The following is a 15,452-nucleotide window of genomic DNA, read 5'->3' on the forward strand; positions in this document are numbered from 1 at the left end:
CGAAAAGGCGCAACGGGGCGCGGTCTATCATTCTCTGAGGCCGACCCGGCGCAGACGTTCAAAGGCGTTGCCAGCCTGTGCCCGGGTACTCAGGCACCGGGTGGCGCGGCCGATCCACCCCAAGACCCCATGGCTATTGCGGAGCCTGACGATGAGCCTCTCACCCTTTCACCTTGCAATCCCCGTGTATGACTTGGCCGCGGCGCGCGCGTTTTATGGCGAGGTGTTTGGCCTCGAGGAAGGCCGCTCCAGCGCTCAGTGGGTGGATTTCAACTTCTACGGCCATCAACTGGTGATCCACGAACACCCGAGAACGGCGCCCCAGGAAAGCGCGCACAGCAACGCGGTGGACGGCCACGATGTGCCGGTGCCGCATTTCGGCATCGTGCTGCACTGGGAGCAATGGGAAGCGCTGGCCGAGCGGCTGAAGGGCTTTGGCATCGCCTTCGTGATCGAGCCCTATATTCGCTTCAAGGGCCAGGTGGGCGAGCAAGCAACCATGTTCCTCTTCGACCCCTGCGGCAACGCGCTGGAGTTCAAGGCGTTCAAGGACATGGGGCAGTTGTTTGCGAAATAGAACGCTCGGCAGGGCAGGTGTTTCTCAAGCTCGCGATTGAAGGGGCGGGCCGCGCAAGTGCCCGCCCACGCATGATTGGAAGGTGCTCAGGGCTGCACTACAATGCGTTGCCCGCCGGCCTATGGAGAACCTCCGATGACCACCTCGCTGCTTCGCTCCACCCCCGCACCACTGCTGGCCGAAGGTGAGACCGTGGTGCTGTTCGACGGCGTGTGCAAACTGTGCAATGGCTGGGCGAAGTTCGTGATCCGTCACGACCGCTCTCAGCGTATACGCCTGGCCACGGTGCAATCGGCAGAAGGGAAGGCCTTGCTGGCCTGGGCGGGCCTGCCGGTGGACGCCTTCGACACCATGGCGGTGATTCGCGGGCAGCATTACTGGGTGCGTTCAGAGGCGTTCTTCGAAGTGGTGAGGCGATTGCCGGGCGCCTGGCCGGCATTGCGCCTGTTGCGGGTGTGCCCTCGGCCGCTGCGGGATTGGCTATACGACCGCATCGCCTTGAACCGCTACCGCCTGTTCGGCAGGTACGACACCTGCCAGCTGCCGACCCCGGACCACCAGCGTCGCTTTCTCAAGGCGCTGCCATGAAGCGCCCGCCGCGCGCTTAGATATGCACCCCGCCAGCCACTTCGATCCGTTGGGCGTTGATCCAGCTGAATTCATTCGAGAGCAGGCCCGCGATCACTGGCCCTACGTCTTCTGGCAGGCCAACCCGCCCCAAGGCGGTATTGGATGCGACCAGCTTGTTGACCTCGGCATTGTCGCGCACCACCCCACCGCTGAAGTCCGTGGCGATGGCGCCGGGCGCGATTACGTTGGCGGCGATCCTGCGCGGCGCAAGTTCCACCGCCATGTACCGCGTGAGTGATTCCACGGCCGCCTTGATCGACCCATAGGCCGCCCGGTTGGGCATCGCGAAACGCGCCAGGCCAGAGGAAATGTTCACGATCCGGCCGCCATCGTGCATCAGCGGTACCAGCCGCTGGGTCAACAGGAATACCCCTTTGAAATGCACTGCGAACAGCGCGTCCAGCTCGGCTTCTGTGGTATTGGCGAAGCTTGAGTTCGATGATGTGCCTGCGTTGTTGACCAGGTAGTCGAAACGGCTCGCACCCAGTTCGCGCAAGGAGGCTTGAACCTGTTGGGCGAAGCCGTCGAACAGGCCAGCCTGCGCGGTGTCCAGCTGCAGGGCTATGGCTTTGGCGCCGGCCTGGGTTACAAGGCCCACCACTTCGTTGGCTTGCGCCTGATTGCTGTGGTACGTGAAGATTGAATGCACGCCTCGCTTGGCGAGGTTCAGCACGGTACTGCGGCCAATCCCGCGGCTGCCCCCTGTGATGATCGCGATCTTTGCGGTTGGGTTGGCGTGGTGTTCGAGGGTCATGATTGTGCGCCTTCGTCGGTGGAGTGGGATGAGCATAGGCGCGCCAGCCATGCCGGCTGGATATCCAAACCCTCCATTTTTTTGCCTATTCTTGCTGTCGGGCTATCGCCGCCCTTCACACCGGGAGGTCGTCGCCAGTGTCACGCCAACTGATAGATGCCATTTTGAGCTACACCAACGCTCAGCCCGGTGCTGGCCCCTACGTTACGCCCATCGCCGATGTGCTCATTCTTCGCTCCGACCAAAAGAAGCCGCCCGTTCACCGGGTGTCCGCGCCGGCCATTTGCATCGTCGCACAAGGCGCCAAATGGGCCATGTTCGGGGACAGCCGGTTCGACTACCGCGCCGGTGAAGCGTTGATAGTGGGCGTGGAAGCGCCTTCGCTTGGCCGTGTGTTGCAAGCCAGCCCGGACGAGCCCTGCCTGGTGCTGGCCATCGCGCTGGACCTTACCCTCCTGAGGGACGTCGCGGAAACACTCGACACGTTCGGGGGGCCGGATGACAGCTCGGCCGGCGGCTTCTTCGTGGCGGATTTTCAAGGCCCCCTCAGCGAGTGTGCGCTGCGGATCGTCCGGCTTCTCGACACCCCGCAGGCCATCTCGACGATCTATCCGCTGATCATGCAGGAGATGTATTTTTGGCTGCTTACCGGGCCCCATGGCCGGCAGATCGCGCGTATGGCCCTTGCCAATCAGCCCTCCGGGCGGATCAAGAACGCCGTGGACAGCCTGCGCGCGCGGTTCTCGCAGCCCGTTCGCCTCGATGAATTGGCAGCTGCGGCGCAACTCAGCCCCTCCGCCTTTCACCGCCAGTTCAAGGCGCTGACCTCGCTCACGCCGCTGCAATATCAAAAACAGCTACGCCTGCTTGAAGCCCGCCGGCTGATGACGTCTCAAGGCGTGAATGTGGAAACGGCCGCTTTTCAGGTCGGCTATGAGAGCCAGTCGCAGTTCAGCCGGGAATATTCGCGGATGTTTGGCGAGCCGCCGAAGCGCCACTTGAGGGCTCTCGCGGGCTTGAGCGCTTGATCCTCGGGTGGCAGGGTGGGCGGGCGAGTTTCCATCAGCCGTGGGCAGTGGGCGTGGCCTGCGCGCCTCTGAACTTGAAGTCGCGCCGCCATTGGTTTCAAATCGATTCCCGCCCTTACAGAGCGTCGGTCAATGACCCTGCCGCGCGCCACCACCCCTCTGCCTGAAGACCTCCGGGTGTTCCTCACCGTCATTCGCAAAGGAAGCTTCTGTGCAGCGTCCGAGGAGCTTGGCGTTTCGCCGGCCTACGTCAGCAAGCGCATTCGGATCCTCGAAGATGCGCTGGGCACCCGCCTGATGCACCGCACCACCCGTCATATCGCCCTGACGGACGCCGGTGAGCGTGCTCATCGCTGGGCGGTTCGCATTCTCGATGACCTCGACGATTTCGTTGGCGAGATGAGCAACGTCCGCCAGGAGCCGCGTGGGCTGTTGCACATTTGCAGCACCTTCGGCTTTGGCCGCAATCATGTGGCACCGGCGGTGGCACAGCTGTCTTCGGCGCACCCAGGCCTGGAGATCCGCCTGGATGTGTTCGACCGAGTGGTCGATATCATCGCCGAAGGTTTTGACCTGGAGATTCGCATAGGGGATGACCTGCCGCCCCAGCATCTGGCTCGTAAGCTGACCGACAACCACCGGGTGCTGTGCGCCACGCCTGGGTACCTCCTCGAGCGTGGCACGCCGCTCACCCTCAAGGACCTCGATGAACATGATTGCCTGGTGCTGAAGGAGCGCAATAACCCGTTCGGGGTGTGGCACCTTCAGCGCGAGGGGCGCGAGGACGTTGTGCGGGTCAATGGGCCGCTCTCGTCCAATAACGGGGAAATCGTACTGCAGTGGGCGTTGAGCGGCCGTGGCGTGTTGCTGCGGTCCTACTGGGACGTGAAACCCTTGTTGCAGGCGGGAAAACTCACCCGTGTGCTGCACGAATACACCCAGAGCGCCAATATCTGGGCCGTTTATCCCACACGCCTGGCCGATTCCGCGAAACTGCGCGTGTGCGTCGAGTTTCTCGAGCGCTATTTCCAGGCGTTGGCGGTGTAGGCGCGGCCCGTTGCGTGCCCTTGGGCCCCCAGCAGGGAGGGGCTGCCTCGTTCACCCAAGGATGCCCAGGAGGAGCGTGGCGCCGATCACGGTCGCCGCGCCGCCGAGGCGGGTAGAGATCTGGGCGAACGGCATCAGCCCCATGCGGTTGCAGGCCGAGAGGATGGCCACGTCGCCGGTGCCGCCCAGGCCACTGTGGCAGCAGGTGACGATGGCCGATTCGATGGGGAACATCTTCAGCAGGTTACCCACCATAAACCCCGCGAGCGCCATGGCGATCACCACCGCCGCGCACACCAGCACATACCCAAGCGAAAACACGTCCATCACGCTGTCCAGGGGCACGTACAGCATGCCCAGGCCGATCATTACCGGCCAGATAAAGGCGGTCGACACCAACCTGTAGAACTGCTTGCTGCCTTGTTCAAGGTGCGGCGGCAGCACCCGCAGGTATTTGAACAGCGCGGCCACCACTATCATCATCACCGGCCCGGGTATATGTACGAGTTTTTCCAAAAGGCCACCGAGAATGAAAAAGGCGCAAATCAACAGCACGCCGGCGCCCATGTAGCGAAAATCCATGGCCTCGGTGCTCTCGGTGTCCGCGAACAGGTCGTTCTCTTCGCGGGCGCGGATAAGCATGCCGTCGCCGCTCAGGTTCGGCCGTTTTGCAGCCAGGCGGGCCAGCAGGCCGGCACAAATGATGGCAACGATGTTGCCAACCACCGCGGCGGGAACCAGCTGCGCGACATACTGCTCCGGTGCGCCGCCGAGGATATGGGCGTAGGCCAGCGACAGGGGAAGTATGCCTTCGCCAATGCCGCCGCCAATGATCGGCACGATGATGAAGAAGAAGGTATGGCGCGGCGCATAACCGAACAGTATGCCAAGCAGCAAGCCGGCGATGATCGCGGCCAGCGTGCCAACCAGCAGCGGCACGAACATGCGGATCATGCCCTGGACCAGAATGAAACGGTTCATGCCCAGAATGCTGCCCACCACCAGGCTGGCGATCACGAAGTAAAGGAAGTTGGCGTCCTTCATCAGCATCTTGGTGGCGTCCAGCGTGGTGCTACCGAAGAAGCCATGGAACACCAGCACCGAGGGCAATAGCAGGCAGAGAATGGCACCGCCGCCTATTTCACGGAGCACTGGCAGCCGCTGGCCGAGCTGACCGAAAAACAGCCCCAGGGTCATGATCACCGCCAGGCCGCCGGTCATGGTTTTCGGCAAATAGCCGTAATGCGCGGACAGGAACACGATCAGCGCGATGCCAAGGAAGTAGGGCAAGGGAATCACCCCGATCTCATAGGCCCACACTGTGCGTAAACGTGCGTGGCTGTTGTCGGCGGTGGTGTCTAGTACAGGGTTCATGGGGGGTTCCTCTGATTATTGTTGTACGAGGAGGGTGTCGAGCCGGCTCGATCACAGGTTAAGCCCCGCCACCTGTGGCAGGGCGGCGGTTCAGCAGGCTCAGGCCAGCCAGGGGTTTGCCTTCAGGTGCCGGGCTTCGAATGCGCGGATCTGATCTGCGCGGCTCAGCGTGCTGCCGATAGCATCCAGGCCGAGCAGCAGCGCCTGCTTGCGCAGGCCGTCGATGGGGAAATCAACGCGCTGGCCATCGCCGAGGGTGATCTGCTGCGCGCCCAGGTCAATGGTGATCCGCGCTCCGCTGGGCTCGGTCACCTGATGAGCAAGCAACGCGTGGTCGGTTTCGCTTAGTTGAATCAACAGCACCCCATTGCGCTGGCAGTTATCGAAGAAAATGCCTGCGAAGTGTGTGCCGATCAGGGCACGGATGCCCAGCTGCCTGAGGCCCCACACCGCGTGCTCTCGGCTGGAACCGCAGCCGAAGTTCGGGCCTACCACCAGGAAGCTGGCAGCGCTCCAGGGTGCCTGGTTGAGGATGAACTCAGGGTTGAGCGAGCCGTCCTCCAGAAAGCGCAGGTCGAAGAACAAGCCACGGTCCAGGCCGCTGCGGTCGATACCCTTGAGGAACTGCTTGGGCATGATCACATCGGTGTCTACGTTGGCCGCCAGGAACGGCGCGGCCACGCCGGTTTCGCGATTGAACGGTTGCATGCTAGGCCTCCTCGACCAAAGTGCGAACGTCGACCAAATGCCCAGCCACCGCCGCGGCGGCCACCATGGCCGGGCTCATCAGGTGAGTACGGGCACCCGCGCCCTGGCGGCCCTCGAAGTTGCGATTGGTGCTCGAGGCACAACGGTCCTCTGGGCTGAGCACGTCGTCGTTCATGGCCAGGCACATCGAGCAACCGGATTGCCGCCATTCGAAACCCGCTTCGATGAACGCCTGCGCCAGCCCCTCGCTTTGGGCCTGGTCGCGTACCTGGGTCGAGCCTGGAACGACCATCGCCCGCACGCCGTGGGCGACCTTTCGGCCGCGCACTACCCGCGCCGCATCCCGAAGGTCTTCGATGCGGGCATTGGTGCAGGAGCCGATAAAGGCATGGCTGATGGGGATGCCACTCAAGCGCGCTCCTGGTTCAAGGCCCATGTAGCGCAGCGCCCGCTGCAGGCCCTGGCGGCGGATCAAGTCAGGCTCTTGCAGCGGGTCCGGCACATGCTCGTCAATCGCCGCGGCCTGGTCTGGGCTGGTTCCCCAGGTGACCATGGGCTGGAGGGCGCGGACGTCCAGTTCGATCTCCTGGTCGAAGATCGCCCCTGGGTCGCTGAACAAGGTGCGCCACTGTTCCAGCGCGTGCGCCCAGCGCTCGCCCTTGGGCGCTCGGGGAGTGTTGGCCAGGTACTGGTAAACCTTGTCATCGGGCGCCATGAAGGCGCCGCGAGCGCCGGCCTCAACGGCCATGTTGCAGAGGGTCATGCGCGCCTCGACGCCCAGCGCTTCAATGGTCGGGCCGGCGAACTCGATGGCGTGGCCGGTCGCGCCGGCCGCGCCGATACGGCGAATCAGCGCCATGATGACGTCCTTGGCGACCACCCCAGGCCCAAGCGCGCCGCGCACGTTAACCCGCATGGCTTTAAGGCGCTTGTAGACCAGGGTCTGGGTCGCGAGCAGGTGCTCGATTTCCGAAGTGCCGATGCCGAAGCCGAAGGCGCCCAGCGCGCCGTAGGTGGTGGTGTGGCTGTCGCCCGCGGCCACCACCATGCCCGGAAGAATGAAGCCTTGCTCAGGCGCCACCACGTGCTCGATGCCCTGGCGCCTATCCAGTACATCGAATAGCTCGATGCCGAAATCGCGGCAGTTGTCTTTAAAGTACGCGACCTGCAACGCACCCCCCGCATCTGGCATCGACGCAATACGTTTCGGGGCGGTGGAATTCACATGGTCCACCACGGCCAGAGTGCTCGCGGGGCGCCACACCTTACGCTTTGCCTCGCGCAAACCACTGAAGGCCTGCGGGCTGGTGTATTCGTTAGCGACCTGGCGGTCGATGTACAACAGCACATGGCCCTGGTCGTCCAACTCGCAAACGGTATGGGCGTCGATGTGCTTTTCGTAGAGTGTCCTGGGGCGGGGCATGGAGGGTACTCGCAGTGTCATTGTTATAAGCCGCCATAGCGGCCGCACTGCGAGGGTATTACTTCCAGCTTGTGGAGCAATGTGCAGAATGTCGTGTGAATGTTCACGATACGTGAAGGGTGCCTGCGCTGGCGGGTTTCTTGAAGCACCGTCTCCGCAGGCAGCCCCCGGCGCTTATTTAAGGAGGTGTCCAGGCAGCCTCCGGCGCTTATTTAAGGTGGCGTCATGGCAGGGTTGATCCTGCCGGCGTCAGCGCCAGCGCTAGCCGCTCCAGGCCAATGCCGAACCCGGCGCCCTCCCGGTATGCACCGCCGCCGACCACCTGCTGCTGCGCCCCCAGCCGCGGGCAGCGCACTTCGAACCCTTGGCCGTCGAGGTAATAACTCAAGCCCCGTTTAACCAACGGGTTGAGTTCATATTCAAGGCCCAAGGAGTCGAGAAAGCCGATGCACAGCGCTTGACTGCGCTGCAAGGCTAGCGTCGGCGTGGGGCTGAGGATTTCCAGCCCGAGTTGAGTGAACTCGCGATAGCGCCCGGCTTGCGGGCGCTCGTAGCGATAACAGCGTGCCACGTAGAAGAACATCGCCTCCGCGCGCGTTCCAAGAAGGGCATCGTGGCGTTCCTGGAACAACGCGGTCGCTTCCGGGATCAGGCAACATGGCCGCCCGCCTTTATCACTGAAGGCCCACATCTGCCCGATGATTTCACTTCCACCGGCTTTTTCGATGAAAGTGTCCTGCCCCCATAACGCCGGAACAATGGCCTCCTCAGCCCCGGCCTCGATGAAGATAGCTCCGGAACTTGCCTTCGAGCGCCCGCATCATTGCTGCTTCTTTCCCCGTCACTATTCGCGTGCCACGCAGCATGGTCATTTTTTCTTCTCCTCGATTACAGGCAATAAAAAAGGCGCCATTGGCGCCTGGGTTGGGTCATCGAAGTCAGGAGGGTAGTTTCAATCCTGACCGCTCGATGGGTGTAAGCAACCGCGGCACCCCGAATAAGGCCGGTGATGGTGATGGCGATGGCTTGGAATAGTGTGGGTCATGGCTGATCCTTGCATAGTTGAGCGGGCGCTAACAAGCGCCGATTGCGTCCAGGCAGAGGCTAGCCGCCGGGCTAACCACACCTTGCTCACGGAATGCTCACATCCCCCTCTTTACCCGCCTCGCGATAGCGTGCCTCGAGCACCTCGGCCAGGCGCTGCTTGGCCTGATCCTCACCATGGATGAGCCGAATCGCTTTCGGCCATTCCTTCATCCGGGTGACGAAGCCGACCAGGTCCGCCTGGTCCGCGTGGGCTGAATAGCCCCCCACGCTGTCGATGCCGGCGCGGATGTCGATGCGGCAGCCGTCCAGCATCACGAAGCCGCCTTCCGGGCCGTGGGTCTGGATGTCCCGCCCGGGGGTACCCTGGCCTTGATAGCCGACGAACACCACGTTATGTCGCGGGTCGCCGAGCATGGCTTTCAGGTAGTTGAGGATGCGCCCACCAGAGCACATGCCGTTGCCCGCGATCACGATCGCCGGCCGCGCTGTTTCCGTGAGGTGATCGACGATCCGCATATGTTCGTCATGGCTGTCGACCGTGATCAGTTGCTTGAACGAGAGCGGCTTGCGGCCTTCGTCCAGGCGGTGTTGGGCATCTTCATCCCAAAAGCCTTGCAGCTCTTTGTAGGTTTTGGTGAAGCGCCCAGCCAGTGGCGAGTCGAGGATGATCGGGATCTGCGGCCAGTCGATATCCACGGCGCCTTCCTTGGCGGGCTTCCCGGGTTTGGCATCTGCGCCTGCGGCCTCGATTTTCTCGTGAAGGATCTCTTCCAGCTCGTACAGCAGCTCCTGGGTGCGGCCGATGCTGAAGGAGGGGATCAGTACCGTGCCTTCGTCGGCCAGCGCGCGCTCGATGGCCGCCTGCAGGCGTTCGCGGCGGTGCGCGCGGTCTTCGTGGCGGCGGTCCCCGTAGGTGCTCTCCAGAATGAGCAGGTCTGCGCGCTCCGGTGGGGTGAGGTCCGGCAATATGGGCGAATGGGGCGCGCCTAGGTCCCCGCTGAACACCACGCGCGGGCTGGTGGCGTCGGCGCCGCCGAACTCCAGTTCCACGTACGCCGACCCCAGCACATGCCCGGCCGGTTGCAGGCGCAGCTTGCATTCCACCGCATCGGTTTGGTGAAGGGTGAACCAGTGGTCATAGGGCAGGGCGATGATCCGCTGCTCCACCACCTTGAGGTAGCGCTCCAGCTGCTCCTGATCGCGGCTGATCGACAGCCGGAAGGCATCCTCGAGCACGATGGGCAATAGCCGCGCCGAGGGCTGGCTGCACAGGATCGGCCCTTCGAACCCCGCCGCCAGCAGATTGGGAATACGCCCCACATGGTCAATGTGCACATGGGTCACGACCAGGGCCTTGATGCCCTCGATGGAAAAGTCCAGGCCTAGCGGGTCCTCGCCACCCAGCCCCTCATCGACCCCCTGGAACTGGCCGCAGTCGATCAACAGGCTATAGGTGTCGTCCATCCACAATTGGTGGCACGACCCGGTGACGCCTTCATGCGCGCCATGGTGGATGAGTTTTGGAGGCTTCATCAGGTTCCTTGGCCAGCGGCGGTGCGCTGGCGTGAATTCAGGCGAGAGGGAGGGCCATGGCCGGGCGCATTCGCCCGGGGTGCAGATTTGGGCAACGCACCATAAGGCAAAGTTTCCAGCGCGGGCGGCGGGGCCGTCATGGCCGGTAAAAGGCTCTTCGTGGTGCTCACACGGCTGTTGGCCGCGGTTTCAAATCCCGTAGGCGCCAGGGGTTCGCAGGCTGCGCCAGCGCCTACAGCGAGTTCGCACGCCGCGACGGGTGAAGATCGTTGTTCGCGGGCGCTGGCTGAACCCTGTGAAGGCGGGCGGAGCCCGATTTCCAGCGCGGGAGGAGGGGCCGTCATGGCCGGTGAAAAGGCCCGCCGTGGTCCACGCCGCCGTCCGCGGTGGGCTTAAAACTGGTGGGTGCCAAGGGTTCGCAGGCTGCGCCAGCGCCTACAGCGAGTTCGCGCGCCGCGACGGGTGAAGATCGTTGTTCGCGGGCGCTGGCTGAACCCTGTGAAGGCGGGCGGAGCCCGATTTCCAGCGCGGGAGGAGGGGCCGTCATGGCCGGTGAAAGGGCCCACCGTGGTCCACGCCGCCGTCCGTGGTGGGCTCAAAACCGGTAGGCGCCAGGGGTTCGCAGGCTGCGCCAGCGCCTACAGCGAGTTCGCGCGCCGCGACGAGTGAAGATCGTTGTTCGTTCACACATAACATGCGGCGTTCATCCATTTCACATGCTCACCCCACATGCTCACCCGCCACCCCACCCAACAACCCCACCTCGGCATCCCCGCCTGCGCCGCTGAAAACCACATCCGTATTGGCAAGGTCGGCATGGTTACCCATCAACGTCACCTCAAAGCGCTGCCCATGCACATCGGCGTCCAGGCTTTTAAGGTAGGTGCGGGTGCCATCGGCGCTGAGCTGAACGGCCAGGGTGCCGTTGTGGCCGTTGCCCAGGCTGCTGAAGCCGAGCGTGGACAGGTCTATGCGGTCTTCGCCGGACACAAAGTCGCGGATCACGTCCGAGTGGGTGGTGCGGTAGCTGTCGCTCACCTTGGCGATGCGGAACACGTCGTCGCCGCTGCCGCCGGTCAGGGTATCGCGCCCGGCACCACCTACCAGCACGTCGTCGCCGGCGCCGCCGTTGAGGCGGTCATTGCCCGCCAGGCCGTTCAGTATGTCGGCGGCAGCCGAACCGGTCAGGGTATCGGCGCTGGCCGTGCCGGTGATGAGGGTAGGGGAGAACAACACGTTGCTGGAGTTGAGCAAGCCCTGGTATAGCCCGTTCAGGCTGATCTCGAAGCGGTTGCCGTCGGCGTCCGCGTCGTAGCTTTTGAGGTAGGTCCGCTCGGTGGCGTCGTTCTGCACCACTGCCAAGGTGTCGTGGTGGCCATCGCCGAGGCCACTGAAGCCTAGGGTGGAGAGGTCGATCCGGTCCTGTGTGGCATTGAAGTCCAGGATAAAGTCGCTGTGAGCGCCGCTGGCGGAGCGGTAGCTGTCGCTGATCGCGGTGTAGCGGATCACGTCCGCGCCAGCGCCGGTGGAAAGGGTTTCGCGGCCGGCGCCGCCGTCGATCAGATCGTTGCCGGCGTCCGCGAAAATGTTCTCGCGAACGTCGCCCCCTATGATCACGTCGTCGCCCTGGGTGCCGATCAAGTCCTCGAAGCCGTTGATCAGGGGGCCAAAGCTATGGTCCAGGCTGCCATCGGCGTTCAGCCGGGCGATCCCGAAATCGCCATCGCTGCCGCCTGCCAGCACGATCTTGCCGTCATTCTGGACCGCGACGGACCTGACCGTGGCGTTGTCCGCACCGAAGTCGAAGACCGCCTTGCCGTTGCCGCTGAAGGTGGTGTCCAGGCTGCCATCCCCGTTCAAGCGGATGATGCTGAATTCGGTCCTGAAGTCTGCGGCGGCGCTGTAGCCCGCGAGCAGTAGCTTGCCGTCGGGCTGCACGGTGACCGTGTAGGCCGAGTCCACGCCCACGCCTACGTTGTAGCTCACATGGCCCTGGCTACCGAAGGTGGTGTCTGGGCTGCCGTCGGCGTTGTAGCGGTACAGGCCGAACTTGTCGTTCTCCCCGCCGGGCACGAGTATCTTGCCGTCTGCCTGCAGTGTCATCGGCTGGTCGAAGTGCACCCCCGCGGTGTGCGGGCCGGTGAACTCGAGGATGCCCGTACCGTTGAAGGTGGTGTCCAGGCTGCCATCGGGGTTCAGGCGCGCCGCGGTGTAGGTGTCGCCATTGCGCCCGGATACGAGAATTTTCCCGTCGGCCAGTACGGTTGTTCCCGTGTCGGAATAGCTGATATCGGTGTCGATGGTGGTAGCGCCATCGCCGCTGAACGTGAAGTCCAGCCCGCCCGTGAGGTTATAGCGGCTGACGGTCAGGTCGATGCCGCTACCCGTGGACGTGGCATGGGTGACCAGTAATTTGCCGTCGCCCTGCACGGCCAGGCTGTACTCATCGCCGAGCATGACTTGATCGGCAATGACCAGTTTGCCGTCATTGCCGAAGTGGGTGTCCAGGGTGCCGTCGGCGTTGAGCCGCACAACGGCGTACTCATAGAACTCACCGAAGTTATGGGTGAACCCGCCCACCCATATCTTGCCGTCCGCCTGGATCGCCACGCTGCGCCCGTAGTCGTTCTCACCGGCGATGTCTATTTGGGTGTTGCCTGGGGCGGAGCGGATTACCCGCACGCCGTCGGAGCTGTGGGAGGTCATGGAATACGGTCCTTTGCCAAGAGAGGTGGCCGCGTTACCCGCCTGAAGGCACTGCATTGGTGCTGCGGTCTTTCCAAGCTAGCCCTAATTTACCGAACCGCCAGTGCGGCAGTGCATCGTCGGTGCCTTGGCGCCTGGCTGGCTCGGTCGGCCGCCCGGCTGCCCGGCGTTGTGGGTGCTGCGCAGGCTGCAGGCATAGCCCCTTCCATGCCCTGGGTGCGCCGGAAGCTTGCAGGCCGTTGGGATCCACTGGTAGCATTGCGCCACCTGCGTTTCATGGAAGGCGTTGGCGGGAACGGATGACTGCCGCCCCATGGGTGCCATTCGCGCGCCCTACTGACCAGGGCTGAACTGCTGTCCAGCAGGCCGAAGCTTGGTTGTTTACCCTCTCGTTCATCTGCCCTTCATGCTCGAATCGGGCCCTTCGCCGTGTTATGCACACTTGGGTCAACGGGATGAAGCGCGGGCTATCTGCACCGCTGCACAGTGCCGCTGTGCGGCTGAAGCGTTAATACAGTTTGATCAATGGAGTATTGAATGGCACACGTGCACTTTCAGAAAAATGGACTTACCAAGGAAGTCAAAGCGGGTTATTCCTGGACGGTGTTTTTCTTCGGCGCTTTTCCCTTTGCATTTCGCGGCCAATGGGGCTGGTTCTTCCTGAGCGCACTTCTTTGCGTGTGTACTTGGGGTTTGGCGGCATTTGTGATCGCTTTCTTTGCAAACAAGATCACCGCCCGGTGGCTGAAGGAAAATGGCTGGGAAGTGTCTGGAGGCCTGCCACCCCTTAGCTGGGGCTTCACCAGTGCGCCGCAGTTGCAGGCCAACTAGGCCAAAGCCGGGTTATCGACCAACGCTGTAAACCGAGCGACCGTCGCCTAACGTTCCGTACAAACCTAATAAGCAAGCCGCCCGAACAGCTCGCCGAAGGGAATCATGACATGTTGCCGGAAGGCCGGTCGGCGCTGGAGCCTTCGATACCACGCCTCGACGTGAGGAATGTCAGGGCGGCGGATATCCAGGGAAAAATATCGGTATAGATGGGTGCCCACGGTTATATCCGCCAACGTCATGCTCTCCCCGCCGAGAAAGGGTTGTTCCTTCAACACCTGATCGAGCAACTGGAAATACTGGGCGCATCGATTAACGCTTTGTGCAATGGCCGCGGTGTCACGCTGGGCTTCTGGAGTTCGATAAAAACCCCAGAACACCCCGGTGAGAAAGGTCGGCTGCAAACTGGTCTGGGCCCAGTCCATCCAGCGGTCAGCCTCGGAGCGTTGGGCAGCGTTGTCACTCCAGAATGGGGATTGTCCATAACGCGCCGCCAGGTAGCGAAGAATACTGTGAGACTCCCACACAACGGTTTCATCGCTGTCTTTGATGACGGGCACGCGGCCGTGGGGGTTCATGGCCAAGAAGGCGGGTGTGTCTTTGAGGCCGTATTCACCACCCGCTGGAATATGCCTGTGAGGCAGCTCCAATTCGCCTATCAGCCACATGACTTTTTGCACGTTGAACGACGAGCGCCTTCCCCACACGTGCAGCATACGACCTCCTGAGAGTCAGATTCGAGCCTGGCCGAGAAACGCTGGCCAAATGCTACGTAAACGATTTTGCCCATCACTTCAGCGCCGATTGGCGGTGCGCGTATACCTATTCACCGTGCCTGGGTGGACGAAGAAGGTCGGTCAATAAGTGCGCATGAGTGGAGAATTCGTCCTGTATCGGGTGAAAACCGCAGCGAATGTAAAATTGCGCCGCTTCGGGCGTATCTGTGAAAAGCTGCACCCGGCGGAAGCGCCCGAGGGCTTGCTCCAGCAGGCGCTGGACCAAAGCTTTTCCCACTCGTTGGCCACGCCACCCCGGGGTCACATATACACGGCGTAGCCTTCCCACTTCTGGCCCAGCGCGGGGATCGTGCGAAAGGCCGGCGATCCCGACCAGGTGTCCGTCGCTAAACGCTCCGAACAAACATTCCCCCGCTTTATCGAAGCGATTCTCTGCGCTTTCCCATTCCATGACTAACCGCGTCATGAACCGGAACCCTTCAGCGACTGCTTGTTTTTCCAACAGCAAAACGTCCTCGGGGAGTGTAAAGAGCTGGCTTATCACGCATTCACCGGTTGGTTTTTTCAATCAGCGCCGCCTCAAAAAAGTCCATGCCGTGATAAGGCTTAACATGAGGAGCGGTCAAGCGAGTTTTCAAAATCGCACACGGGTACGGGCTGTAGCACCCCTCCTTCAAGCCAAAGAACCCACACATCGCCACGCCGCAGGTGGTCGCCCGTACTGGCATAGGCGTGGCGGGCCTTCCGCTGTTCATGGATGAGCCCGACCCGGCGCTGCAACGGTTGCCGTACGAAAGCGAGCCTTTCTACTGCGATCTGTGGCTGGTAGTTCACGCAGACCTGCGCCATTCACCGCGGGGCCGCGCGGTGATCGATTTCATCGCAGAAACCGGCAGTCAGGCGTTCGGGCCTGCGCCTTATAGCGGCTGAAGCTGCGGCAGGCATCGCCATCGTTCACCTGCCCCATCCGGCATTCCGTGCTGGCACGGCTGTAAAAAACCGCTAGCGTCATTGAGCGGATCCAAAACCGATGCCCTTTTCAGCCATCCAGGGATTG

General features: G+C 62.6%; 15 protein-coding genes. 6 read left to right on the forward strand and 9 right to left on the reverse strand.

The window, feature by feature from the left end; genetic code table 11:
- Positions 1-151 precede the first annotated feature (151 nt).
- Entirely contained in the window at positions 152-577 is a 426-nt protein-coding gene (locus tag OGL93_RS13850) for a VOC family protein (RefSeq protein ID WP_263263284.1), read from the forward strand.
- A 135-nt stretch (positions 578-712) separates the two neighbouring features.
- Positions 713-1,165, forward strand: coding sequence for a thiol-disulfide oxidoreductase DCC family protein (locus OGL93_RS13855; protein WP_263263285.1), 453 nt, complete (start codon positions 713-715; stop codon positions 1,163-1,165).
- A 16-nt stretch (positions 1,166-1,181) separates the two neighbouring features.
- On the opposite strand, the gene OGL93_RS13860 is transcribed toward OGL93_RS13855, so the two are convergent.
- Positions 1,182-1,961, reverse strand: a complete 780-nt coding sequence (locus OGL93_RS13860; RefSeq protein WP_263263286.1) for an SDR family oxidoreductase — start codon at positions 1,959-1,961, stop codon at positions 1,182-1,184.
- A 221-nt stretch (positions 1,962-2,182) separates the two neighbouring features.
- Between OGL93_RS13860 and OGL93_RS13865 the strand changes: the two genes are divergently transcribed.
- Entirely contained in the window at positions 2,183-2,989 is an 807-nt protein-coding gene (locus OGL93_RS13865; protein WP_263263482.1) for an AraC family transcriptional regulator, read from the forward strand.
- A 132-nt stretch (positions 2,990-3,121) separates the two neighbouring features.
- Positions 3,122-4,036 carry a LysR substrate-binding domain-containing protein gene (locus OGL93_RS13870; protein WP_263263287.1) on the forward strand — a complete coding sequence of 305 codons (915 nt, stop codon included), beginning with the start codon at positions 3,122-3,124 and terminating at the stop codon, positions 4,034-4,036.
- Positions 4,037-4,087: 51 nt separating this feature from the next.
- On the opposite strand, the gene OGL93_RS13875 is transcribed toward OGL93_RS13870, so the two are convergent.
- The 6 genes from OGL93_RS13875 to OGL93_RS13900 all read right to left on the reverse strand — a co-directional run bounded on the left by OGL93_RS13875 (position 4,088) and on the right by OGL93_RS13900 (position 12,827).
- Positions 4,088-5,410 carry a 2-hydroxycarboxylate transporter family protein gene (locus OGL93_RS13875; RefSeq protein ID WP_263263288.1) on the reverse strand — a complete coding sequence of 441 codons (1,323 nt, stop codon included), beginning with the start codon at positions 5,408-5,410 and terminating at the stop codon, positions 4,088-4,090.
- A gap of 99 nt (positions 5,411-5,509) precedes the next feature.
- A complete protein-coding gene (leuD, locus tag OGL93_RS13880; RefSeq protein WP_263263289.1) occupies positions 5,510-6,118 on the reverse strand; it encodes a 3-isopropylmalate dehydratase small subunit in 609 nt (202 codons plus the stop codon).
- A 1-nt stretch (position 6,119) separates the two neighbouring features.
- Entirely contained in the window at positions 6,120-7,541 is a 1,422-nt protein-coding gene (gene leuC / locus OGL93_RS13885; protein ID WP_263263290.1) for a 3-isopropylmalate dehydratase large subunit, read from the reverse strand.
- Between the two features lie 223 nt (positions 7,542-7,764).
- Positions 7,765-8,331 carry an ATP phosphoribosyltransferase regulatory subunit gene (locus tag OGL93_RS13890; protein WP_263263483.1) on the reverse strand — a complete coding sequence of 189 codons (567 nt, stop codon included), beginning with the start codon at positions 8,329-8,331 and terminating at the stop codon, positions 7,765-7,767.
- Between the two features lie 341 nt (positions 8,332-8,672).
- Positions 8,673-10,121 carry an MBL fold metallo-hydrolase gene (locus tag OGL93_RS13895; protein ID WP_263263292.1) on the reverse strand — a complete coding sequence of 483 codons (1,449 nt, stop codon included), beginning with the start codon at positions 10,119-10,121 and terminating at the stop codon, positions 8,673-8,675.
- A 720-nt stretch (positions 10,122-10,841) separates the two neighbouring features.
- The gene (locus OGL93_RS13900) at positions 10,842-12,827 is read right to left on the reverse strand and encodes a M10 family metallopeptidase C-terminal domain-containing protein (protein WP_263263293.1); all 1,986 of its coding nucleotides are present in this window, start codon (positions 12,825-12,827) and stop codon (positions 10,842-10,844) included.
- A 537-nt stretch (positions 12,828-13,364) separates the two neighbouring features.
- Here OGL93_RS13900 and OGL93_RS13905 point away from each other — a divergent pair.
- A complete protein-coding gene (locus OGL93_RS13905) occupies positions 13,365-13,658 on the forward strand; it encodes a hypothetical protein (RefSeq protein ID WP_263263294.1) in 294 nt (97 codons plus the stop codon).
- 65 nt (positions 13,659-13,723) lie between these two features.
- Here the strand turns inward: OGL93_RS13905 and OGL93_RS13910 are convergent, their stop codons facing one another.
- Entirely contained in the window at positions 13,724-14,374 is a 651-nt protein-coding gene (locus tag OGL93_RS13910; protein ID WP_263263295.1) for a glutathione S-transferase, read from the reverse strand.
- 106 nt (positions 14,375-14,480) lie between these two features.
- Positions 14,481-14,963, reverse strand: coding sequence for a GNAT family N-acetyltransferase (locus OGL93_RS13915; RefSeq protein ID WP_263263296.1), 483 nt, complete (start codon positions 14,961-14,963; stop codon positions 14,481-14,483).
- Between the two features lie 140 nt (positions 14,964-15,103).
- Between OGL93_RS13915 and OGL93_RS13920 the strand changes: the two genes are divergently transcribed.
- On the forward strand, positions 15,104-15,325 hold the full coding sequence (locus tag OGL93_RS13920; RefSeq protein WP_263263297.1) for a hypothetical protein: 222 nt from the start codon (positions 15,104-15,106) through the stop codon (positions 15,323-15,325).
- Positions 15,326-15,452 lie beyond the last annotated feature (127 nt).

Origin of the sequence: Pseudomonas sp. RIT-PI-S (assembly GCF_025642975.1) — a bacterium.
Taxonomy (GTDB): Bacteria; Pseudomonadota; Gammaproteobacteria; order Pseudomonadales; family Pseudomonadaceae; genus Aquipseudomonas.